We start from the raw sequence: 23293 nt of genomic DNA, 5'->3' as shown, positions 1-23293 counted from the left end.
CGAACCTTGTTTCAGGGCTTGATACGATTATGGACACGACAGCCCAACACGAAGTGGCGAATGAAGCGCCTTTGTCACCCGGACCGCGCCTAACGCTGTCCGGCATCTCGAAAAGCTTTCCCGGCGTGCGCGCGCTGCACGATGTCGGCCTGTCGCTCTATCCCGGCCAGGTAACCGCGCTGATCGGCGAAAACGGCGCCGGCAAGTCGACGCTGGTCAAGATCATGACCGGCATCTACCAGCCTGATGCTGGCACGATCAGCATCGACGGCCAGCCGGTCACACTGCCCAGCGCCCACGCCGCGTTCGGGCATGGCATCACCGCCATCCACCAGGAAACCGTGCTGTTCGACGACCTGACGGTGGCCGAAAACATCTTCCTCGGCCATGCGCCGCGCACGCGTTTCAAAACCATCGACTGGCGCACCATGCGCAAGAACGCCCGCGAGGTGCTGGACACGATGCGTGCCGGGCACATCGACGCCGATGCGCGGCTGAAGGACCTCGGCATCGCCAACAAGCATCTCGTCGCCGTCGCCCGCGCCATGTCGATTGATGCCCAAATCGTCATTATGGACGAGCCGACCGCAGCGCTATCGCTGAAGGAGATCGAAGAGCTCTTCTTGCTGATCGAATTCCTGAAGAGCGAAGGCAAGGCGATCCTGTTCATCAGCCACAAGTTCGACGAGATCTACCGCATCGCCGACCGCTATACGGTGTTCCGCGACGGCGAGATGGTCGGCGAAGGCCTGATTAGGGATGCCGGCCAGAGCCAGATCGTGCGCATGATGGTCGGCCGCGCCGTCGATCATATCTTTCCGCAGCGCAAGGCCGAGATCGGCGCGCCGGTGCTCACTGTCTCCGGCCTGTCGCATCCGACCGAGTTCGACGACATAGGCTTCGAGCTGCACAGGGGCGAAATCCTCGGCTTCTACGGCCTTGTCGGCGCCGGGCGCAGCGAGGTGATGCAGGCGATATCAGGCATCACCCGCACCAGCGGAGGCACAATCACGCTGGAAGGCAAGGCGATCGCGCCGAGATCGGCGGCCGATTCGATCAATGCCGGCATCGTCTACGTGCCGGAGGAGCGCGGCAAGCAAGGTGTGGTGATCGGCCTGCCGATCTTCCAGAATGTCTCGCTGCCCTCGCTCAAGCGTACCTCCAAGTCCGGCATGTTGCGGCTGGCGGAGGAGTTTGCCCTGGCCCGCGCCTACACCGAGCGGCTCGACCTGCGCGCCTCCTCGCTCAGCCAGGACGTCGGCACGCTGTCGGGCGGCAACCAGCAGAAGATCGTCATCGCCAAATGGCTGGCGACCGCGCCCAAGGTGATCATCTTGGACGAGCCGACCAAGGGCATCGACATCGGCTCGAAGGCGGCCGTGCACGGCTTCATGGCCGAGCTCGTCGCGCAAGGTCTGTCGGTGATCATGGTGTCGTCCGAATTGCCGGAAATCCTCGGCATGTCCGACCGCGTCGTCGTCATGCGCGAGGGCCGCATTGCCGCGGTCTACGACAATATGGGGCTCGACGCCGAAACCTTGGTCAAGACGGCAGCGGGGATCGCGGCATGAAGGCTTTTCTCAGATATCGCGAGGTCTGGCTGCTGGCGGCAATCGTCGTGCTGATCGGGCTGATCTCAACGCGTTTTCCAGGTTTTGCCGATCCGGCCAATCTGCGCCAGGTGTTCAACGACACGTCGATCCTGATGATCCTGGCGCTCGGCCAGATGGTCGTCATCCTGACCCGCTCGATCGACCTGTCGATGGCTTCCAATCTCTGCTTCACCGGCATGGTGGTGGCGATGCTGAACGCCGCGCATCCGGCAATCCCGATCCCGCTGCTGATCGTCATCGCACTTCTGGTCGGCCTGGTGCTCGGCGCTATCAACGGCCTGCTGGTATGGCGGCTGAACATTCCCTCGATCGTGGTTACGCTCGGCACGCTCACCATCTACCGCGGCGCCACCTTTGTCATATCAGGCGGCGCCTGGGTCAATGCCGACCAGATGAGCGCTGATTTCATCGGCCTGCAGCGCGCGGCGTTCCTCGGTATTCCGGTGCTGTCGTGGATCGCCCTGCTGGTCATTGCATTGTTTTTCCTCGTGATGACGCGCAGCGCGCTCGGCCGCTCGATCTATGCCATCGGCGTCAACCCGACCGCATCGGTCTATGCCGGCATCGATGTCGGCCGGACCAAGTTCATCGTCTTCTGCATTTCGGGGATGATCGGCGGCCTCTGCGGTTATCTCTGGATTTCGCGCTACGTCATCGCCTCGGTCGAGGTCGCCAATGGCTATGAGCTCAACATCATCGCCGCCTGCGTCATCGGCGGCATTTCGATTGCCGGCGGCATCGGCTCGGTCGGCGGCGCGGTGCTCGGTGCGCTGTTCCTTGGCATCATCTCCAACGCGCTGCCGGTCATCAACATCTCGCCCTTCTGGCAAATGGCGATTTCAGGCAGCGCCATCATCCTGGCCGTAGTGCTCAACGCACGCGGCGAACGCCGGCAAGGCCGCATCATTCTCAAGAAGGCGGAAGCGGCATGACCGACACCCCTGCCACACGCCACATTCCCGATCGGCTCGACAAGCCTTTCACTGCGGCGATTTTCTCATGGGAGGCGCTGCTAATCGCGGTGGCCATCGCTATCTTTGCCGTGAACAGCTTTGCCTCGCCCTATTTCCTCGACGCGTGGTCGCTGTCGGACCTGACTTTCAACTTCACGGAAAAGGCGCTGATCGCGCTGGCCATGGCGCTGCTGATCATCTCCGGCGAAATCGACCTGTCGGTCGCCGCCATCATTGCGCTGGCGTCAACGATGATGGGCATGGCGGTGCAGGCCGGCGCCGGCACTCCGGTGCTGGTGGCAATCGGCCTCGTCGTCGGGCTCGGCTGCGGCGCATTCAACGGCCTGCTCGTCACCAGGCTCGGCTTGCCGTCGATCGTCGTCACAATCGGCACGATGAGCCTGTTTCGCGGCATTGCCTTCATCATCCTGGGCGACCGTGCCTATAAGGGCTACCCCGCGAGTTTCGCCTTCTTCGGCCAGGGCTATGTTTGGTGGGTCGTGTCGTTCGAACTGACGCTGTTCCTGATCGCGGCAGTTATCTACTGGTTCCTTCTGCACCGCACGAGCTTCGGCCGCCGGGTCTTTGCCATCGGCAACAACCCGGTCGCGGCGCGGTTTTCCGGCGTACGCGTAGGCCGCATCAAATTCATCCTGTTTTGCCTGACCGGACTGATGGCGGGCATCGCCTCGGTGCTGATCACATCGCGGCTCGGCTCGACCCGGCCGTCTATCGCGCAGGGCTACGAGCTCGAAGTCATTACCATGGTGGTGCTCGGCGGCGTCAGCATCCTGGGCGGCGCCGGCAGCATTTTGGGCGTGGTGCTGGCGGCCTTTATCATGGGACTGGTGACCTTCGGCCTCGGCCTGCTCAATGTGCCCGGGATCGTCATGTCGATCTTCATCGGCCTGCTGCTGATCATCGTCATCGCGCTGCCGATCCTGTGGCGGCGCGTGCGGCGGGAGCGCTTTGCCTGATGCCGGAGAAATACGCGTTCAAGATGAAGCTCAATCCCGGCATGAAGGCCGAGTACAAGAGGCGCCACGACGACATCTGGCCGTCACTCGTCGCGTTGCTAAAACAGGCTGGTATCTCCGATTACTCGATCCATCTCGACGAGGAGACCAACATACTGTTCGGCGTGCTGTGGCGACGCGATGACCACGGTATGGACGAATTGCCGAAGCATCCGGTGATGCAGCGCTGGTGGGCCGAGATGGCCGACATCATGGAAACCAAGCCGAACAACGAGCCGGTGGCGGTGCCGCTGGAAACAATGTTCCATATGGAATGACCCGCTACGTCGCCGTTATCGATATCGGCAAGACCAACGCCAAGGTGGCGCTGGTCGATCTCGCCACATCGAGCGAAGTGGCCCTGCGCACGGTGGCGAACGAGCCGGTTCGGCAAGGCCAGTACCCGCACCATGACGTCGAGCGGTTATGGGCGTTTATCCTCGGCAGCCTGGCCGAGATCGATCGCGAGCAGCGCATCGATGCGATATCGATCACCACCCATGGCGCAACGGGCGTGCTGGTCGACGCATCAGGCGAGCTGGCGCTGCCGGTGCTCGACTACGAATTCGACGGGCCGGATGCCCTTGCCGGGGACTATGACACGATCCGTCCGGCATTCTTCGAGACCGGCACGCCACGCCTGCCGGCCGGCCTCAATCTCGGCGCGCAGCTGTTTTGGCAGCAGAAGCGCTTTCCGGCGGATTTCGCCAGAACCGCCGCGATGCTGATGTATCCGCAATACTGGGCCTTGCGCCTGACCGGCGTCGCCGCCAGCGAGGTGACTTCGCTCGGCTGCCACACCGATCTGTGGAACCCGTGGAAAGCGGATTTTTCCTCACTGGTCGACCGGCTGCAATGGCGCCGGCTAATGGCGCCGGTGCGGCAGGCCAAGGACCGCTTGGGCCCGATCCTGCCCGCTCTCGCGCGGCAAACCGGCCTCGACCCGCAAACGCCGGTGTTTTGCGGCCTGCACGATTCCAACGCCTCGCTGCTGCCGCATCTCCTGTCCGACAAGCCGCCCTTCTCCGTCGTCTCGACCGGCACCTGGGTGGTGTCGATGGCGGTAGGTGGCAGCAAGGTCACGCTCGATCCTGCACGCGACACGTTGGTCAATGTCAACGCGCTCGGCGATCCCGTGCCCTCGGCGCGCTTCATGGGCGGCCGCGAGTTTTCCGTGCTGACCGAGGGCCAATCGGAGAACTGGACGGACGACGATGTTGCCACGGTGCTGGCGCGGAAGACGTCCCTGTTGCCCTCGACCCAACAGGGTTCGGGGCCGTTTCCACATCATACCGCATCATGGGTTAACGCGGACGGTATGAGCGCCGGCCAGCGCTTTGTCGCCATCTCGTTCTACCTGGCGCTGATGACCGCGACCTGCCTCGACCTGATCGGCGGCGAGGGGTCAACCATCGTCGAAGGACCCTTCGCCCGCAACCGGCAGTTCACCCGCATGCTGGCTGCGGCGACGGCGCGCGCCGTCATTGCCTCCGAGGCCGCGACAGGCACCAGCATCGGCGCCGCCTTGCTGGCGTCGGATGGCGCTGCGGCAAAGAACCATGGCGAGCGGACTGACCCGCCGGCCGATCCGGCGTGGCTCGATTATGTTCGGGCATGGCGCACCATGATCGATCCGTGCGATTGAGAGTGGGCGAGGACGACAATCGACGGGCAATCCGCCATGGCAGCTTCAAAGCCGGACACAAGAACTATCGTATGTGGGCACGTCCTTCGGGCGGAGAGATCGATAAAATTGGCCATTCGCCATTTCGACGGCGAGTGGCAGCTAACATGCGGGGAGTATGATCATCCCGCTAACTGTTCTGATTTCCAAGTTGTCGGCTTCGGACATCTTGCTGCCAGGCAAGACAACCTAGCGCAGGTTGTCGAACTTGAACCCGGCTGGCTCGCGGAATGGGTCGTGGGCGAGTGGATACTGGATCGACATGACGATTGATCAATTCCCGTAAAGCAATCCTTGCGGATCGATCTCCGGCTTGCGGCCGGCAACCACGTCGGCGAGGAACTTTCCCGAGCCGCAGGCCATGGTCCAGCCGAGATGGCCGTGGCCGGTGTCGAGGTAGAGATTGTCGTACCGCGCCCGGCCGATGACCGGCACGGAGTTCGGCATCATCGGGCGAAGTCCAGCCCAGAGCTCGGCCTTGCTCTCGTCGAAGGTGCCGGGGAACAGGTCCTTGCCGGTGTTCAGGATCGAGTTGAAATCGCGCGGCTTGAACGTGCGGTCGAAACCGGTGAACTCCGCCGTCGAGGACATCCGCAGCCGATTTCCCAGCCTGGAATAGCCGATCAGCCGGTCCTCGTCGGCGCCGCCCATGATCGGCCCCTTGCTTTCATCTTCTAGCGGAACGGTCACGGTATAGCCCTTCACGGGATAGACGGGCAGGTCGATGCCGTAGCGGCGGCCGAGCAGACCGCTCTCCGGCCCCATCGAGATGACCACCGCATCGCCGGCCACGGGGCCGGCCGAGGTCATCACCGCGCGCACGCGGCCGCCGTCGATGTCGAGGCCTTCGACAGTGGTGCCGTAGAGAAACTGGACGCCGAGTTTCTCGGCGGCATAGGTAGCGAGGCCCTGCGTGAATTGGCTGGAGTCGCCGGTCTGGTCGATCAGCGAATAGACGCCGCCGGCAATCTTGTCCTTGGCGCCGGCGAGGCCTGGCTCGAGCTCGACCAGCCGATCGCGGCCGACGATCTCGATCGGCAGGCCGTGTTCGCCGAGATAGCGGTAATTGTCGGTGCCGGTATCAAAGCTCTGCTGCGAGCGGAAGAAATACAGAATCCCCTTCTTGCGCTCGTCATAATGGATGCCGGTTTCGGCGGAGACGGCGTTGATGCAGTCGCGCGAATAGAGCGCCAGACGCAGCTTGACGTCGGTGTTGGCGCGCATGCGCTTATGCGTGCACTGGCGCAGGAAGCGCAGGCTCCAGGCGAAAAAATACGGATCGAAGCGCAGCCGCACCTTGATGCCGAGATCGTGGTTGTAGAGGCCGCGCAGGAACGTTTTAAGTGCGGCGGGCGAGGCCCAGGCGGTGGCATCGCCAGGAGACACCAGGCCAGCATTCGACCGGCTGGTGCCGCGCGCCGCCGCCGGATGGCGCTCGATCACCGTCACCTCATGGCCGTCGCTGGCCAGACAATAGGCCGCCGCCGTGCCGACGACGCCGGCTCCAAGCACCAGGATTTTCATTCCGCCCCCAGCGCGCTGAACGAGTCCTTGCGGAGAGGCCATATCACCCCAGAGCCGAATTCTTGCTGGTCAGGATGCGCTCCCAGGCAAGCGCATCGGCAACGATCTGGTCGAGGTTGTCGCGCTGCGGAACCCAGCCGAGTTCGCCGCGCGCCAGCTCCGAATTGGCGACCACCGCGGCGGCGTCGCCGGCGCGGCGATCGCCCATCCGTACCTCGAAATCATGGCCGAAGACGCGGCGTACGCTGTCGATGACCTCGAGCACCGAATAGCCGTGGCTGTAGCCGCAATTGGCGACCAGGCTCGATCCGCCGGCACGCAGCCGCTGCAGCGCCAGCCGATGCGCCGCCGCCAGGTCGCTGACATGGATATAGTCGCGCATGCAGGTGCCGTCCGGCGTCGGATAGTCGGTGCCGAACACCTGCATGAAGGGGCGCTTGCCGAGCGCCGTCTCGCAAGCGACCTTGATCAAATGCGTGGCACCGGGCGTCGACTGGCCGGTGCGGCCCTTCGGGTCGGCGCCGGCGACGTTGAAATAGCGCAGCGCCGTATAGCGCAACCCATGGGCAATTGCCGCGTCGCGCAGCATCCATTCGCTCATCAGCTTGGACAGGCCGTACGGCGATTCCGGCGCAAGCTGGGCATCCTCGCGCACCGGCTCCAGGCCCGCGCCGCCATAGACGGCGGCGGTCGAGGAAAAGATGAAATTGGGCACGCCTTCGCGCACCGCGGTCTCGATCAAGGTGCGTGTCTTGCAGGTGTTGTTCTCGTAATAGGCAAGCGGGTCGGCGACCGATTCGGGGACCACGATCGAGCCGGCGAAATGGATGATCGCGTCGACCTTATTGTCGCGAATGATCGAGGCGACCAGTTCCCTGTCGGCGACGTCGCCGACGACGAGCTTTGCTTCCGGAGCCACCGCCCATTCAAAGCCGGTCGAAAGCCGGTCGAGGACGACGACGCTGTCACCCGTGTCCAGCAATTCCCAGACCATATGGCTACCGATATAGCCGGCACCGCCTGTCACCAAAACCGTCATCCGCATCCTCGCTATTCATGATTTATCGGCACTGTCTCAATCGTCGCCTTACTGGAAAACCTGCCGCCAAGCCATTAGAACCTGCGGTAACCGGTCTCATCGGCGCGTGGCATTGTCCTGAAACAAGATTGATCCACATCAAGGGAATAGGCCACGTTCCGTGGTCGTTAGGAACAGGCTCGGGGCGTGGCATTTTGACCAAAAAGGCCAGGTGGACGACGAATGGGCCAATGACTATGATCCCGCGCAAAACTGGGAAGGCGACATGAACTATCAGCGGTTTTTCGAGGAAGCGATCGACCAGCTCCATGCAGAGCGTCGCTACCGCGTCTTCGCCGACCTTGAGCGTATCGTAGGGAAATTCCCGCGCGCCATCTGGCGCGCCAATGGCCGCGCCGAGGAAATTACCGTCTGGTGCTCCAACGACTATCTCGGCATGGGCCAGCATCCGGACGTCATTGCCGCGTTCCAGAAGGCGGCAGGCAAGATGGGGTCGGGGGCTGGCGGCACCCGCAACATTTCCGGCACCAGCAACCCGCTGGTCGAGCTCGAACTGGAGCTGGCCGACCTGCACGACAAGGAAGCCGCACTGGTTTTCACCTCCGGCTTCGTTTCCAACGAGGCGTCGATCTCGACCATTGCAAAGCTGCTTCCCAATTGCCTGATCATCTCGGACGAGCTCAACCACGCTTCGATGATCGAAGGCGTGCGGCGCTCGGGCGCCGAGAAGAAGATTTTCCGCCATAACGACGTCGCGCATCTCGAAAGCCTGCTGCAGACGGCCGGCCGCGAGCGCGCCAAGCTGATCGTCTTCGAGAGCGTTTATTCGATGGACGGCGACATCGCGCCGATCAAGCAGATCGTCGATCTCGCCGAGCGCTACAACGCCATGACCTACATCGACGAGGTCCACGCCGTCGGCATGTACGGGCCGCGCGGCGGCGGCATCACCGAGCGCGAAGGGCTGGCCGACCGCATCGACATCATCGAGGGCACACTGGCCAAGGCGTTCGGCACGCTTGGCGGCTACATCGCCGGCAACACTGCGGTGATCGACGCGGTGCGCTCCTATGCGCCGGGCTTCATCTTCACCACGGCGTTGCCGCCGGCGATCGCTGCCGCGGCAACCACCTCGATCCGCCATCTCAAGCGCTCGCAGGCCGAGCGCGATGCGCAGCTGCGTCAGGCAACACGGACCAAGCAAGTGCTGGCCGCGGCCGGCCTGCCGGTGATGGAGTCGCCTACCCACATCGTGCCGCTTCTGGTCGGCGATCCCGAGCTCTGCAAGATGGCCAGCGACCGCCTGCTCGGTGTGCACGGCATCTACATCCAGCCGATCAACTACCCGACAGTGCCGCGCGGCACCGAGCGGCTGCGCATCACGCCGACACCGTTCCATTCGGACGCGCTGATCGCCTCTCTGCAGGACGCGCTGGTCGAGACATGGGACGCGTTGGGGATTTCCTACGGTTCGGCGGGCCGACCGTCGGTCGCCAAGAGCGACCGCGTCATTCCGTTGCTGGTGCCAAAGTCGGGCGGGTAACTCCGCCGCCACGGGCATCATTGCGGTAGCCGCCTATCGGTGCCGCCTCATTTTTCAGTGCTGCGATGCCTGGCGCGAACCTCAACACACCTCACACACTCTTCATCAATTTCGCCAGCCGGTGCGCGGCTTCCTCGAGCTGGTCGAGACGGCGGTGGAAGCACAGCCTGAGGAAGGCTTCACCGCCGGGGCCGAAGGCGGTGCCGGGAGCCAGGCCGACATTGGCGCGGTCGACCATGTCGAAGGCGGCAGCGCGGGAATCGGTGATGCCGTCGACGGCGAAGAACAGATAGAATGCGCCCTGCGGTACGGTGAACCGGGCCCTGCCGGTTTCGGCGAGAATGCCGCAGACCAAGTCGCGCGCCGCCCTCGCCCGCTCTACCTGTTCGACGATGAAGGCATCGCCCTCGTCGAGCGCGACGACGGCGCCGCGCTGCATGAACTGCGCAACGCCGGAGGTCGAATACTGGACCAGGTTCTCGAACACCTGCTGCAAGGCGGGATGGATCTTGATCCAGCCGATGCGCCAGCCGGTCATCGCCCAGTTCTTGGAAAAGGAATTGACGAACAGGATGCGGTCCTCATCAGCCATGATGTCGATGAAGGACGGCGCGCGGCCATGGCCGTAATGAAACAGCGCGTAGATCTCGTCGGCGATGATCCACAGGCCCCTCTCGCGGGCGAGATCGAGGATCGCCTGCAGCGTTTCCTTGTCGGCGGTCCAGCCGGTCGGGTTGGACGGCGTGTTGACGAACAGCGCCTTGGTTCGCGACGTGATCGCCGCTGCGATCTTGTCGACATCGCAGGACCAGCCATTGCCCGACTGGTCGAGCGTGACCGCGACGGGCACGGCGCCGGCCACCCCGGCGGCGGCGGCGAAGTTCGGCCATGCCGGCGACAGGTAGACGAGTTCGTCGCCCTTGCCGGCCACCGCATCGATGGCCAACTGGATAGCGTGCATGCCGGAGCCGGTGACGATAAATTCTTCGTTGGCGAAAGTCTTGCCGAAATGCCTGGTGTAGTAGCGGGCGAGCGCCTGCCTGAGTTCAGGAATGCCCCGCTGCCAGGTGTAGAAGGTCTCGCCGCCGGCGAGTGCCTTGGCGGCGGCATCGGTGATGAAGGCAGGCGTCGGCAGGTCGCCCTCGCCGGCCCAGAGCGGGATCATGCCGTCGCGGCCGCGGCCACGGTTCATGACGGCGACAATGCCGCTTTCAGGCGCCGCCCGCGCTTCGGCGCGCAGAGTATCGATCAGGGTCATGGATGGATCCGTTTTCGTTTGCTCGACTGCTAGCGTGTTTCAGGGCGGACGAAAACAGAAAACCCCGGCCGCAAGCGACCGGGGTTTTGGTCCAGAAAGGTTCTCGCAGGCGCTATTTTCTGGCGAGGAGATCGCGAATTTCGGTGAGCAGCGCGACGTCGGCTGGCGGCGGAGCGGCCGGGGCGGCCGGTTTCTCGCGCTCCAGACGCTGGCGCAGATTGTTCACCGCCTTGACCATCAGGAAGATGATGAGGGCGAGGATAAGGAAATTCAGCGCCACGGTGATGAAGCTGCCATAGGCGAAGACCGCACCCTGTTTCTTTGCATCAGCCAGCGAGGTTGCATTCACCGCAGAAGACAGGGGTATGAAGTAGTTGTTGAAGTCCAGTCCTCCGAAGATCGCACCTACAATAGGCATGATGATGTCGTCGACCAGCGAGGTGACGATCTTGCCGAAGGCAGCGCCAATGATGACGGCGACGGCCAGGTCCACCACATTGCCCCTGGAAATGAATTCCTGAAACTCTTTCAGCATTCGACTCCTCCTTGTCCTGACCGGCCGTTCTGCCGTCCGCTCCTCCGGCATCGACCGGCAGGCAGAATAGCAAAAACCTGCGGTTGCAACAGGAACAAAAGCTGGTTTCAGCCGGTCACGATTGCCCGACGCAATCGATATGATACGCCGAAAGCCGCGATGGACTCGATCGCCAAGCTGTGATTGCGTCTGCAAGGCCGGATGAAAAAGCCGGCGCAGGGAGGAAGTTCGAGGCGTGCAGGGCTGGTTCATCGTCATCATCGCGATCGCCTATGTGACGTTGCTGTTCGTCATCGCCAGCCTGGGCGACCGCCGCTCGACTTCATCCGGGCCCGGCCGCGCCCGGCCGTTCATCTATGCGCTCAGCCTCGCCATTTACTGCACCTCCTGGACCTTCTTCGGCTCGGTCGGGCTGTCCTCCGAGCGCGGTCTCGAGTTCCTCGGCATCTATATCGGACCGGTCCTGGTGTTCGTGTTCGGCTTTCCGCTGCTGCAGCGCATCGTCAGGCTGGCCAAGACCGAGAAGATCACCTCGATCGCCGACTTTCTCGGTGCCCGCTACGGCAAGAGCTTCGCTGTCGCGGCGATCGCCACGCTGATCGCGACCATCGGCGCCGTGCCCTATATCGCGCTGCAATTGAAGGCGATCTCCGGCTCGGTCAGCCTGATGGTCGAGCACTATACCGGCTCGCCCCCGTCGTTCGATCCGTTCGTCAGCGACATCTCGCTGGTCGTGGCCATGCTGCTGGCGCTGTTTGCGGTGCTGTTCGGCACGCGCCATGCGGATGCCACCGAGCACCAGGACGGACTGGTGCTGGCGGTGGCGGTCGAGACCGTGGTCAAGCTGGCCGCCTTCCTGGCGATCGGCCTGATGGTCATGTTTCTGATCTTCGGCGGGCCGGGCGATATGTTCGACCGGCTCGCCGAAAACACGCAGGTGCGCCAGGCGATGGGCTACAACACCTCACTCGCCACCTGGCTTGTGCTGACATGCCTGAGCGGCTTTGCCATTCTCATGCTGCCGCGCCAGTTCTACGTCACCATCGTCGAGAACCGCAGCGAGGCCGAGCTGCGCACCGCGACATGGGTGTTTCCGCTCTATCTTGTGGCGATCAACCTGTTCGTGCTGCCGATCGCGCTGGCCGGCCTGGAACTGGTCGGCACCAGGACCAGCAGCGACCTCTACGTGCTGTCGCTGCCGCTGTTCAGCGGCCACGACGTGCTGGCGATGGCGGCCTTCATCGGCGGCCTGTCGGCGGCGACCGCGATGGTGATCGTCGAAAGCGTCGCGCTGTCGATCATGATCTCCAACGACTTGGTCATTCCGCTGTTCGTGAGGCGATTGCTGCGGACTACGACATCCGAGAACGAGGACTGGTCGACGCTCATCTTGAATGTGCGACGGGCGGCGATCTTCATCATGCTGTTCATCGCCTTCCTCTACTACCGCGAGAGCACCAACAGCGCGCGGCTGTCCTCGATCGGCCTGATGTCGTTCGCGGCGATCGCGCAGTTCGCGCCGGCAATGATCGGCGGCCTGGTCTGGCGCGGCGCCAACGGAAGGGGGGCGGCACTCGGCATGGTCGCCGGCATCGTCGTCTGGAGCTACACGCTGCTGCTTCCATCGCTCGCCGCGGCCGATACCGGCATCCTCGTCCACGGGCTGTTCGGCTTCGATGCGTTGCGGCCGCAATCCCTGTTCGGCACCGTCGCCGAGCCGCTGAACCATGGCGTGCTGTGGAGCCTGTCTATCAACACGCTGTTTTTTGTGTTCGGCTCACTGTCGCGCGCGTCGGTGCCGCTGGAGCGCATCCAGGCATCGATCTTCGTGCCGCGCGAGGCGGGGCCGCTGCCGAGCCTGCGCCGCTTCCGCACCACCATCACCGTCAACGACCTGAAGGACACGATTGCGCGCTATCTCGGTGTCGAACGCACCGAGCGCTCCTTCCAGTCGTTCGAGAAGAGCAGCGGCACTTCACTGCACGGCAACGAACAGGCCAGCATGGATGTTATCCGCTTCTCCGAGCAGCTTCTGGCCAGTGCCGTCGGCTCCTCTTCGGCGCGGCTGATCCTGTCGCTGCTGCTGCGCCGCAACGACCGCGAATCCAAGGACGCCTTCCGCCTGCTCGACGACGCCACCGAGGCGCTGCAGCACAATCGCGACCTGCTGCAGATCGCACTCGATCAGATGGAGCAGGGCATCACTGTCTTCGACCGCGATTTCCGGTTGATCTGCTGGAACCGCCAGTACCGGGCGCTGTTCGACCTGCCCGACGAGATGGGCCAGGTCGGCGTCTCGCTCGATCGTATCCTGCGCCACCTTGCCGAGCGCGGTGATATACCGGCAGACCAGCGCGTTACCATGCTCAACCGCCTGACCAGCTTCGTCAGCCCCTGGCAGATGGAGTTGAAGACCAGCGGACGCATTCTCGAATTGCGCTCCAATCCGATGCCGGACGGCGGCATCGTCGCCACCTATGCCGACATTTCCGGACGCGTCGAGCAGGATCTGGCGCTGAAGCGCGCCAACGAATCACTGGAACAGCGAGTGAAGAACCGCACCGCCGAGCTCACCCGCGTCAACGAGGAGCTGGCGCAGGCGCAGATGCTGGCCGAGGAGGCCAATCTCGGCAAGACCCGCTTCCTCGCCGCCGCCGGCCACGACATCCTGCAGCCGCTGAACGCCGCCCGCCTCTATTGCTCGTCGCTGATCGAGAAGACCGGCAAGGGACCTGCCGGCAAGGCGGCGATGAACATCGAATCGTCGCTGGAATCGGTCGAGACCATCCTCGGCGCGGTGCTCGACATTTCGCGCCTCGATGCCGGCGCGATGAAGCCGGACGATACGAGCTTCGGCCTCGACGGGCTGCTGCGCCAGATCGGCAACGACTTCCGGCCGCTTGCCGCCGAAAAGAAACTCGAACTCTCGATCATGCCGTCGTCGCTCAGCGTCATGACGGATCGAAATCTGCTGCGCCGGCTGATCCAGAACCTGGTCTCAAACGCCATCAAGTATACGCGCCGTGGCCGTATCCTGGTCGGCGTGCGGCGGCGCGGCGAACTGGCCGAGATCCAGGTTATCGACACTGGCATCGGCATTGCCGGCGACAAGCTCAACACCGTGTTTCGCGAATTCACCCGGCTCGACGAGGGCATGCGCGAGGCGGAAGGCCTCGGCTTGGGGCTCTCCATCGTCGACCGCATCGCCCGCGTCCTGCGCCTCGAAATCCGGATATTCTCCAATCCCGGCAAGGGCACGCGCTTTTCCGTGTTGCTGCCGGTGGTGGCCGTGCAGGCACCGCGGCGCGAGGCCGAGGCGAAGCCGCCTGCCCGTGCCGCGGCCTCGCTTGCCGGGCTGCATGTGCTCTGCATCGACAATGACGGCCGCATCCTCGACGGCATGCGGCTGTTGCTCGAGGGCTGGGGCTGCAGCGTCGACACGCTTTCCGGCGCGGAGGATCTCGACAGGTCCGGTATGCATCGGCCGGACATCGTGCTTGCCGACTATCATCTCGACGACAAGACCGGCCTCGAATTGATCGCCGAGTTGCGTGCGATCCATGGCGAGGACCTGCCGGCCGTGCTGGTCACTGCCGACCGCTCCAGCGAGGTTCGCGCCGCCGCCGGCAGGCTCGACGTGCCGGTGATCAGCAAACCACTGAAACCGGCGATGCTGCGCTCGATGATGGCCAGGGTCAGGCCGCTGGCGCCGGCGGCCGAATAGGAATCAGCCGGCCGTCTGCAACGGGTCGCTGCCGATTTTGGACAAAAGGATCACCGCCTGGGTGCGGCTGTCGACGCCGAGCTTCTGCAGGATGGCCGAGACATGCGCTTTGATCGTCGCTTCAGAGACCCCGAGCTCATAGGCGATCTGCTTGTTGAGCAGTCCCTCGGCCAGCATGCCGAGCACGCGCGTCTGCTGTGGGGTCAGCGCCTGCAGCCGCTTGATCAGGTCGGAAATCTCGGGATCGCGCTCGACGCCGAGATCGACCCCGGCGGGTGCCGCGATATCACCTGCGAGCACCGACTGCACCGCATTGCGGATCTCCTCCATGCTGGCCGATTTGGAGATGAAGCCGGAGGCGCCGAGATCGAGCGCGCGCCGGATCGTCACCGGATCGTCATGCGCCGAGACCACCATCATCGGCACCGCCGGATGGATGCCGCGCAACGAAATCAGGCCGGAAAGACCGCTTGCCCCCGGCATCGAGAGATCGAGCAGCACCAGATCGACATCCTCATTGGCCAGGACCAGCGCCTTGGCGCTTTCGAAATCGCCGGCCTCGTGAATGGCGGCAACATCCCCGATGCCCGCGAGTGCCTCCCTCAATGCACCGCGAAAAAGCGGGTGATCGTCGGCAATGACGAATGTGTAGCCCAACAGTGATATCCCTCCCCGACTCCCATTGGCGATTTTCCGCCTTGCAGGATCTGAACGATTATAACGCTTCGCCTGCTGTTCGGCGTGGCCGGCTTGCTATTCCCGCCCCAGGTCTTTTTGCGAATTGCCTAGGTCTTTTGCGAATTGGGCTTGGCGCCGTCTTCGTCCTTGTCCATGTCCTTGACGATATCCATGAAGCTGCGCAGGAAGCGCTCCATATAGCCCATCGTCTTGTTGAAATCCTCCTCGCTGGGCAAAGTCGATTCGAAACGCGCGGCAAGCGAATTTTCGAGCTTGGCGACGCGTTCGTCGAGCGCCTTCACCGAATTTTGCAGCCGGTCGACCTGATCCTGGAAGGCGGCACGTTCGTCGGCCGCCGTCTTGCAGACGAGCTGACCGGAGCGCTCCTCGCAGAGCGACATGGCGCCGGTTTGCGTATCCATGCGGACATAGCCATTGGCCGATTTTTCCAACCGGTAGCGATCGGCTTCCTCGGAAAAGGCCGACGCCGCGACAAGCGACACCAGTGCTGCGGGGATCAAGACGTGTTTCAGACGCATGTTTTCCTCCATGAGCCAGTTGGCTCAATGTATCACATGTTTGCGCCTGAAATGGGGAAGAGTTCGGAGCCTCCGAAACCCGCTTGCCCCTTCCCCGCATGATCTGTTCGGACTATAGCGCAACCATGTCCGAGATCATCTACAAGATAGTTCCCGAGGCGCTTTGGCGCGAGGCCGAAAGAGAAGGCCGCTTCACCGGCGCGCCGATCGACGTCACCGACGGCTTCATCCATTTTTCCACCGCCGGGCAGGTTCGGGAAACGGCGGCCAGACATTTCGCCGACCGGAGCGGGTTGCTGCTGGTCGCCGTCGACGGGGCGCGTCTCGGCGATGCGCTGAAATATGAGGTCTCGCGCGGCGGCGCCTTGTTCCCGCATCTCTACGGCGCGCTCGGCCTCGATGCGGTCGTTTCGGTGCAGGCATTGCCGCTCGGCGCCGACGGCCGGCATGAATTCCCGGCGCTGGAGGCCGAATGAGCGCGTTCGACCGGATCGGCCAGAAACTGCTGTTCACGCTCGATCCGGAAACCGCGCATGGGCTGTCGATCGCCGCGCTGAGATGCGGGCTGCCGGTCGCCGGTCGTCCGCCGCAGGACAACAGGCTAAAGGTCAGCCTTTGCGGGCTCGATTTCCCGAACCCGCTCGGCATGGCCGCGGGTTACGACAAGAATGCCGAAGTGCCGGACGCGCTGCTCGGCCTCGCTTTCGGCTTCGCCGAGGTCGGCACGATCACACCGCTGCCGCAGACGGGCAATCCGAAGCCGCGCATCTTCCGGCTGCCTTCGGACGGGGCAGTGATCAACCGGCTGGGCTTCAACAATGAGGGCCACGCCGCCGCGGAAAAGCGCCTTGCCACCCGTAAGGGCCGCGCCGGCATCGTCGGAATCAACATAGGGGCCAACAAGGACAGCGCCGACCGCGTCAGTGACTTTGAGAGCGGCGTGATCCGGTTCGCGCGATATGCCAGCTATCTGACAATCAATATCTCCTCGCCGAACACGCCGGGCCTGCGCAACATGCAGGCGCGCGAACAGCTTGGCGAGCTCCTGTCGCGGGTCATGGCCGCGCGTGCGGCGGCACCGGCAAGACCGCCCGTCTTCCTCAAGATCGCGCCGGATCTGGTCGAGGCCGAGCTGGAGGATATCGCCGCCGAGGTCACTGAGAAGCAAATACACGGCGTCATCGTCTCCAACACCACGATCGCGCGAGCCGGCCTGAGCAGCGCCGGCCTTGCCGGCGAGGCCGGCGGGCTTTCGGGGAAACCCTTGTTCGAACGCTCGACGATCGTGCTGGCTAAGATGCGAAAACTGCTTGGGCCGGATCGCGCCATCATCGGCGTCGGCGGCGTGGATTCCGCCGAGACGGCGCTGGAAAAGATTCGTGCCGGCGCCGATCTCGTGCAGCTCTATACCGGCATGATCTATGCCGGGCCTGCGCTGCCGGGACGCATTCTTTCCGGCATGGCCCGTTTCATGGACAGTCATGGGCTGAAGTCGCTGCGCGAGCTTCGCGACAGCCGCCTCGATCACTGGGCAGCGAAACCGCTTTAGCGATCAGCCAAAGGCCGTGCGCATCCGCAGCCGCAATATGGCGAGCAGGCTGAAGCCGCGTACAAGCAGGAACACATGCAACGCCGCCCATAGGCCGTGATTGCCGAAGGCCGGCGACAGGATCAGCAGCGCGGCGCTGAACGCCAGGAACGACACCAGCATCATGTTGCGCATGTCGCGCGACCACGTCGCGCCGATGAAAACCCCGTCCATCTCGAAAGCCAGCGCGCCGCTGAGCGCGGTGAACGCCGCCCAGGGCAAGTAGATGTCGGCAATGGCGCGGACGTCCGTCGAGGTCGTGATCAGGGCGACGAGATCGGTGCCCTCCAGCAGGAGGAAGAGCGTCGCCGTGCCCGCCAGCCCGAGCCCCCAAAGCAGCGTCAGCCGCACCGCCCGGTCGAACGCCGTGGCGGCACGAGCACCGATGGCGCGCCCGGCGAGCTGTTCAGCGGCGGTGGCGAAACCATCGAGGAAATAGCCGGCAATCAGGAAGAGGTTCATCAGCACGGCGTTGGCGGCCAGGGTCAGCGTGCCGAATTGCGCCCCTTGGCGCGTGAACAGCGCGAAGGCGGCGAGCAGCGAAAAGGAGCGGATCATGATATCGCCATTGAGCGACATCATGCGCAGGAATGCCGGCAGATCGAGGACGTGGTGGCGCGGCAACCTGGGCGCCGCCCAAAAGCGCCGGCCGACAATGGCGAGACCAAGCAGCATGGCGACGAATTCGCCGGTGACCGTTGCCCAGGCAACGCCGGCAACGCCCCAGCCGAGCTCCAGGCCAAGCAGGAAGCAGAGGGCGATGTTGATGCCGTTCAGTATCAATTGCAGCATCAGCCCGAGCCCGCCTTCGCCGCGCCCCAGCACGTAACCGAGGATGGCGTAATTGATCAGCGAGAACGGTGCTGCGAGCATCCTGATGTGGATATACACGTCCATCGCCGCGCTGACGCGCGGCTCGGCGCCGATGAACCATTGCCCGGCGGTGGAGACCAGCGGCGCAAGTGCGGCAAGCACAATGCCGGCGACGACCGCGATCAGCACGGCGCGCCAGAACACCGCCTGCTCCTCCAGCGCATCGCCGCGCCCGAAGGCCTGGGCGACCAAGCCGGTGGTGCCGGAGCGCAGGAAGTTGAAGGTGGTGAAGACGACATCGAAGATCAGGGCGCCGGCCGCCAGGCCGCCGAGAAGGGCGGCGTCGCCGAACTGTCCGACCACCGCCGTGTCGACAATTCCGAGCAACGGCGTCGTCAGATAGGCAAGCGTCATCGGCACGGCGATGGCGAGCACCGAGCGGTTGGTGACGACGAAGGCCCTGGCTTCGGGGGCGTGGGCTTCGGTGGGTAAAGCCTGCTCCAAACGCGTGTTGCTTCCTGTTGCCGCTTGATCGGCTAGCCGATGTGCCCCAGTTTGCGGACCTCGCGCAACCATCCACCCCGCTATGGTCAACCGAAACCCGCCTCTGGCGCACCGGCCGTCCCATGCCCTTGCAGATCGTTCATCATCCCGATTACGACGCCGGCTTCGCCGTCAACCACCGCTTCCCGATGAGCAAATATCCGCTGCTGATGGACGCCTTGCGGGCACGCGGCCTGGCGCGGCCCGAAGCGCTCAACATGCCAGCGGCGGCGCGGCCATCATGGCTGAAGCTTGCCCACGCGGCCGACTATGTCGATCAGGTGCTTGCCTGCGAAGTGCCGGTGGGGATCGAGCGCGAGATCGGCTTTCCCGTTGGACCGCGGGTTTCGCTGAGGGCGCAGCTCGCAACGGCCGGCACGGTGCTGGCGGCGCGGCTGGCTTTGCTGAACGGAATCGCCTGCAACACCGCCGGCGGTACCCATCATGCGCGGCGCGCGCAAGGCGCCGGCTTCTGCACCTTTAACGATGTGGCCGTGGCTGCGCTGGTGCTGCTTGCCGAAGCTGCTGTCCAAAACATCCTGGTGGTCGATCTCGACGTGCATCAGGGCGACGGCACGGCGGATATCCTGAACGACGAGCCGCGCGTGTTTACCTTCTCCATGCATGGCGACCGCAACTACCCCGCGCGCAAGATCGCCTCCGATCTCGATGTCGCCCTGCCCGACGGCGCCGGCGATGCAGCCTATCTGGAGCGGCTGGACGCCACCCTGCCGGAGCTGTCGGCGCGAAGGCGCTGGGACCTCGTCTTCTACAATGCCGGGGTCGATGTCCATGCCGAGGACCGGCTCGGCAGGTTGTCGCTCACGGATGACGGGCTGCGCGCCCGCGACGATATGGTGATCCGCCATTTCCTTACGCTTGGCATACCGGTGTGCGGCGTCATCGGCGGCGGCTATTCAACGGATGTCGCAGCACTTGCCGCACGCCATGCCATCCTGTTCGAGGTGGCCGCTGCCTACGACTGAAAATTCACTTCCGGTAGTTAGCGATCCTGAGCAGGATGAACGCCGGCACGACGATCGCAGCACCGAGCAGGATGTAGCCGAGGAAGCGGTCGATGGCGTGGAAGCCCAAATTCCACAGGTCGATAAAGAATTTGCGGATGCCATAAAGCACGTCCATCGGCGACCAGCCGAAAGCGTTCATGACCAGGCCGACGAGGAACGACACCACAAGCAGCTTCAAGATCACCCGGAGCGGCGTATCGCCGAGAAAGCGGTTCAGTGCGGACAAGGCCTGTCTCCACAGTCGGGTGCCGCGATTCGGGCACATGCCCAGAAATACGCAGTCGACCGCGCTGCATCAAGGCGGCGCCTCAAATCGGATTGCGCATCGGCGCCGGGCCATGATATCGGAGGAACAGCGCGGGTATGATGTAATGGTAGCTTGTCAGCTTCCCAAGCTGAACGCGCGGGTTCGATTCCCGCTACCCGCTCCAGCTTCTGCCCCACTGCATTAAACTTGTTTTGGCCAGGCTGAAAACCAGCGAAATTCACAGGCAATTTTTTTATAGCCCGGCTGGCCGTCTTTCATCTGTTTGGCCGATGTGCCAGTTCGTGGAATATCTCACATTGAGGGTCGGCGGGGCCTCGAATGACCCCAACCGGAAAGTCTACCCTTGGCCCGCTGGCTTCTGCTGGCGGGCTTTTTTAAGCATCACGCAATAGGGGCGGACGTGCATCGGCGCCGCTGCTGGCGGGCCTGTCTGGTCGTCTGGCCGACCACGGGATGCGCCCGCTACCCGCTCCAACCCTCAGCCCACCTCTCGCAGAATAAAATCGTGCAGCATCTTGGCTGCCGGCGACAGCGCGCGGTTCTTTACCGTGATCAGGCTGTAGGGCCTGACCTCGATGTCGAATTCGGTCTGGACAACATCGATGGCGCCGGCCAGGCCTTCCGGGTTCTGGATGAACTTCGCGACCTGGATCGACACCGGCGCGATGGCGTCGGATTGCGCGACCATGACCAGAGTCAATAGCAGCGAGCTGGTGTTGAGGATGCGGTCCGGCAGGGCGATGTTTCGGTTCAGGAAGTTGCTCTCCATCGCCTGGCGCAGCGGCGAACCGCCCGACTGGAAGACCCAGTCATAGGCGGCGGTGTCTTCCAGCCGCACTGCCTTGCCCTTGGTCAGCGGATGGCCGCGGCGCACGATCAGGCAGGCCTTCTCGACGCCGATGACTCGCGCTTCGAACAGCCGCGGATTGAGATCGTCGGGGATGCGGGCGATGATGAAATCGTGGCGCGAGGCGATCAGCTCGCGCGCAAGCACGTTCGAGGTCTCGACCTGCATGGTGATTTCGATGCGCGGATAGAGGCGCCGGATCTCGCGGATCGCCGGCACTGCCAGCTCGATCGCCGGTGCTGTCACCGCGCCCAGAAACACCGAGCCACCCTTGCCCGCCTTGAGCTCGAATATCTCACGGTCGACCTCGCGCATCTCGAGCAGGATCGATCGCGCGCGCCGTGCCAACGCCTTGCCATAAGGCGTCAGCGTGATGCCGCGCGGCAGCCTTTCGCAGAGCTTGACGTCGAGCACGGCCTCCATCTCGGCGATCATGCGCGAGGCGGCCGGCTGCGAGATGTTCATGACCTGGGCCGCGGCACTCACCCGGCCGTGCTCGTCGAGGGCCGCGATCATGCGCATGTGACGCAGGCTCAAGCCGCTGCGCAGCAAGGTTCCGCCATCACCCGGAATCTCATCGTAACCGGCTGATATTCCGCCAGGATTTCGCAGCGCCGCCATGATTTTTTCCCTACTCCTACGCCCGGCGCCCCGGCTGAATCCGGCAGCGTCGTCACTAGCCTAAGCCATATCAGTCTCGATATAGCAACCATCAAAGATCGCATTTGACAGTTATGGCAAAGCGACACACCCTTCGCGCGTCCTGAGACTTGACGATCGGTGACGAGGGAAAATTCGTATCGATTGAAACCAGAGTTTCGGGGCCGATTGGGAGGATACCGGAGATCGATTGACGGCAGCGGCGCGTTTGGCGCTCCTGCACGATTGCGCGGCCCACGAAACCCAAGGGTACGCGTCCATCAACCAGGGAGAGTTAATGTGAAGATTATCAAGACACTGGCCGCCGTCGCGGCCCTAGGCATCGCGGCCATGACGCTGCCGGCGCAGGCGGGCGAAGGCCTGATCGGCGTGCTGATGCCCACCAAGACCTCGCAGCGCTGGATCAACGACGGCGACGCCGTCAAGTCCCAGCTCGAGGCTCTGGGCTACACCGTCGACCTGCAATATGCGCAGGACGACATTCCGAACCAGCTCAGCCAGCTGGAAAACGAAATCACCAAGGGCCCGAAGGCGCTGATCATCGCTTCGATCGACGGCACCACGATGGGCGATGCGCTGCAGAAGGCGAATGACGCAGGCGTTGTCGTCGTCGCTTACGACCGCCTGATCAAGAAGACGCCAAATGTCGACTACTACACCACCTTCGACAATTTCGGCGTCGGCGTCATCCAGGCCAAATCGCTGCTCAAGGGCCTCGGCTATCCCGAGAAGAAGGGTCCGTTCAACATCGAGCTGTTCGGCGGTTCGCCGGACGACAACAATGCGTTCTTCTTCTATAACGGCGCCATGTCGGTTCTTCAGCCGCTGATCGACGATAAGACCCTCGTCGTGAAGTCCGGCCAGATGGGCATGGACAAGGTCGGCACGCTGCGCTGGCTGGCGGCAACCGCCCAGGCCCGCATGGACAATCTGCTCTCCGCCAACTACTCGGACGGCAGCCGCGTCGATGGCGTGCTCTCGCCCTATGACGGCCTGTCGCGCGGCATCATCGCTTCGCTGCGCGCCGTAGGCTACGGTACTGCCGATCAGCCATGGCCGATCGTCACCGGACAGGACGCCGAGACCGCTTCGGTCAAAGCGATCATCGCCGGCGAACAGTATTCGACCGTGTTTAAGGACACCCGCGAACTCGCCAAGGCGACGGTCGAACTCGTCGACAAGGTGCTCTCGGGCGGCAAGCCGGAAGGCCTCGACACCACGACCTACAACAACGATGTCAAGGTCGTTCCCTCGATCCTGTTGACGCCGCATGACGTCGACAAGTCGAACTACCAGGCGCTGGTGGTCGACTCCGGCTACATCAAGGCCGAAGAACTGAAGTAATCGCGGTTACAAAGCCTGGGGTCCTGCGCAGGCAGGGCCCCTTTTCGTTGGCGAGCCAGCCCGGTATTGTTTGCGGACCTCGCAGGAGTGGTATTC

Annotated in this window: 21 protein-coding genes and 1 tRNA gene; 13 read left to right on the top strand and 9 right to left on the bottom strand. The window is 63.6% G+C overall.

The features are described from left to right. The first annotated feature begins 29 nt into the window (after window positions 1-29). From NKH70_RS16940 to NKH70_RS16915, 6 genes are all read left to right on the top strand, one after another. Entirely contained in the window at window positions 30-1571 is a 1542-nt protein-coding gene (locus tag NKH70_RS16940) for a sugar ABC transporter ATP-binding protein (protein ID WP_353025685.1), read from the top strand. Then, window positions 1568-2545 carry an ABC transporter permease gene (locus tag NKH70_RS16935; RefSeq protein WP_352977907.1) on the top strand — a complete coding sequence of 326 codons (978 nt, stop codon included), beginning with the start codon at window positions 1568-1570 and terminating at the stop codon, window positions 2543-2545. Before NKH70_RS16940 ends, NKH70_RS16935 begins: the two co-directional genes overlap by 4 nt. Then, entirely contained in the window at window positions 2542-3543 is a 1002-nt protein-coding gene (locus tag NKH70_RS16930) for an ABC transporter permease (RefSeq protein ID WP_353025683.1), read from the top strand. The genes NKH70_RS16935 and NKH70_RS16930 overlap by 4 nt, the downstream gene beginning before the upstream one ends. Further along, window positions 3543-3860 (top strand): L-rhamnose mutarotase, encoded by a 318-nt coding sequence (gene rhaM / locus NKH70_RS16925; protein WP_352715637.1) that lies wholly within the window; start codon window positions 3543-3545, stop codon window positions 3858-3860. The genes NKH70_RS16930 and rhaM overlap by 1 nt, the downstream gene beginning before the upstream one ends. Next, window positions 3857-5227, top strand: a complete 1371-nt coding sequence (locus NKH70_RS16920; RefSeq protein WP_353025681.1) for an FGGY-family carbohydrate kinase — start codon at window positions 3857-3859, stop codon at window positions 5225-5227. Before rhaM ends, NKH70_RS16920 begins: the two co-directional genes overlap by 4 nt. Window positions 5228-5335: 108 nt before the next feature. Next, entirely contained in the window at window positions 5336-5539 is a 204-nt protein-coding gene (locus tag NKH70_RS16915; RefSeq protein WP_353025679.1) for a hypothetical protein, read from the top strand. On the opposite strand, the gene NKH70_RS16910 is transcribed toward NKH70_RS16915, so the two are convergent. Together NKH70_RS16910 and galE are read right to left on the bottom strand one after the other, a co-directional pair. Next, complete coding sequence (locus tag NKH70_RS16910) at window positions 5540-6790, bottom strand: D-amino acid dehydrogenase (RefSeq protein WP_353025677.1); 1251 nt, start codon at window positions 6788-6790, stop codon at window positions 5540-5542. Between the two features lie 43 nt (window positions 6791-6833). After that, window positions 6834-7829, bottom strand: a complete 996-nt coding sequence (gene galE, locus NKH70_RS16905; protein WP_353025675.1) for a UDP-glucose 4-epimerase GalE — start codon at window positions 7827-7829, stop codon at window positions 6834-6836. 265 nt (window positions 7830-8094) lie between these two features. Here galE and hemA point away from each other — a divergent pair, with 265 nt between their 5' ends. Further along, on the top strand, window positions 8095-9372 hold the full coding sequence (gene hemA, locus NKH70_RS16900; protein WP_352715646.1) for a 5-aminolevulinate synthase: 1278 nt from the start codon (window positions 8095-8097) through the stop codon (window positions 9370-9372). 91 nt (window positions 9373-9463) lie between these two features. On the opposite strand, the gene NKH70_RS16895 is transcribed toward hemA, so the two are convergent. Together NKH70_RS16895 and mscL are read right to left on the bottom strand one after the other, a co-directional pair. Next, window positions 9464-10630 (bottom strand): pyridoxal phosphate-dependent aminotransferase, encoded by a 1167-nt coding sequence (locus NKH70_RS16895; protein ID WP_353025673.1) that lies wholly within the window; start codon window positions 10628-10630, stop codon window positions 9464-9466. Between the two features lie 112 nt (window positions 10631-10742). Further along, window positions 10743-11165: a large conductance mechanosensitive channel protein MscL gene (gene mscL, locus NKH70_RS16890; protein ID WP_352715847.1), complete on the bottom strand. Its 423-nt coding sequence runs from the start codon at window positions 11163-11165 to the stop codon at window positions 10743-10745. A gap of 235 nt (window positions 11166-11400) precedes the next feature. Here mscL and NKH70_RS16885 point away from each other — a divergent pair, with 235 nt between their 5' ends. Beyond that, window positions 11401-14889, top strand: coding sequence for a hybrid sensor histidine kinase/response regulator (locus NKH70_RS16885; RefSeq protein ID WP_353025671.1), 3489 nt, complete (start codon window positions 11401-11403; stop codon window positions 14887-14889). Window positions 14890-14892: 3 nt separating this feature from the next. On the opposite strand, the gene NKH70_RS16880 is transcribed toward NKH70_RS16885, so the two are convergent. Then, complete coding sequence (locus tag NKH70_RS16880) at window positions 14893-15546, bottom strand: response regulator (RefSeq protein WP_254816346.1); 654 nt, start codon at window positions 15544-15546, stop codon at window positions 14893-14895. A gap of 128 nt (window positions 15547-15674) precedes the next feature. Continuing rightward, a complete protein-coding gene (locus NKH70_RS16875) occupies window positions 15675-16106 on the bottom strand; it encodes a hypothetical protein (protein WP_352715654.1) in 432 nt (143 codons plus the stop codon). A gap of 125 nt (window positions 16107-16231) precedes the next feature. On the opposite strand from NKH70_RS16875, the gene NKH70_RS16870 reads away from it, so the two are divergent. Both NKH70_RS16870 and NKH70_RS16865 read left to right on the top strand, forming a co-directional pair. Next, window positions 16232-16582, top strand: coding sequence for a DUF952 domain-containing protein (locus tag NKH70_RS16870; protein WP_352715656.1), 351 nt, complete (start codon window positions 16232-16234; stop codon window positions 16580-16582). Further along, window positions 16579-17655 carry a quinone-dependent dihydroorotate dehydrogenase gene (locus tag NKH70_RS16865; protein ID WP_352715658.1) on the top strand — a complete coding sequence of 359 codons (1077 nt, stop codon included), beginning with the start codon at window positions 16579-16581 and terminating at the stop codon, window positions 17653-17655. Before NKH70_RS16870 ends, NKH70_RS16865 begins: the two co-directional genes overlap by 4 nt. A gap of 3 nt (window positions 17656-17658) precedes the next feature. Here the strand turns inward: NKH70_RS16865 and NKH70_RS16860 are convergent, their stop codons facing one another. After that, window positions 17659-19083 carry an MATE family efflux transporter gene (locus NKH70_RS16860; RefSeq protein ID WP_353025737.1) on the bottom strand — a complete coding sequence of 475 codons (1425 nt, stop codon included), beginning with the start codon at window positions 19081-19083 and terminating at the stop codon, window positions 17659-17661. Between the two features lie 50 nt (window positions 19084-19133). On the opposite strand from NKH70_RS16860, the gene NKH70_RS16855 reads away from it, so the two are divergent. Then, complete coding sequence (locus tag NKH70_RS16855) at window positions 19134-20036, top strand: histone deacetylase family protein (protein ID WP_353025668.1); 903 nt, start codon at window positions 19134-19136, stop codon at window positions 20034-20036. 4 nt (window positions 20037-20040) lie between these two features. On the opposite strand, the gene NKH70_RS16850 is transcribed toward NKH70_RS16855, so the two are convergent. Continuing rightward, window positions 20041-20343: a DUF6460 domain-containing protein gene (locus NKH70_RS16850; RefSeq protein ID WP_198030500.1), complete on the bottom strand. Its 303-nt coding sequence runs from the start codon at window positions 20341-20343 to the stop codon at window positions 20041-20043. A 92-nt stretch (window positions 20344-20435) separates the two neighbouring features. Between NKH70_RS16850 and NKH70_RS16845 the strand changes: the two genes are divergently transcribed. Beyond that, window positions 20436-20509 (top strand) — tRNA-Gly (locus NKH70_RS16845). Between the two features lie 315 nt (window positions 20510-20824). Here the strand turns inward: NKH70_RS16845 and NKH70_RS16840 are convergent. Next, on the bottom strand, window positions 20825-21814 hold the full coding sequence (locus tag NKH70_RS16840; RefSeq protein ID WP_352464898.1) for a LysR family transcriptional regulator: 990 nt from the start codon (window positions 21812-21814) through the stop codon (window positions 20825-20827). Window positions 21815-22132: 318 nt separating this feature from the next. On the opposite strand from NKH70_RS16840, the gene chvE reads away from it, so the two are divergent. Beyond that, window positions 22133-23197: a multiple monosaccharide ABC transporter substrate-binding protein gene (chvE, locus tag NKH70_RS16835; protein WP_254816339.1), complete on the top strand. Its 1065-nt coding sequence runs from the start codon at window positions 22133-22135 to the stop codon at window positions 23195-23197. The last annotated feature ends 96 nt before the right edge of the window (window positions 23198-23293 follow it).

This window comes from Mesorhizobium sp. M0991, assembly GCF_040318915.1.
Lineage (GTDB): Bacteria > Pseudomonadota > Alphaproteobacteria > Rhizobiales > Rhizobiaceae > Mesorhizobium.
This window is presented reverse-complemented; position numbering and strand designations above follow the sequence as displayed.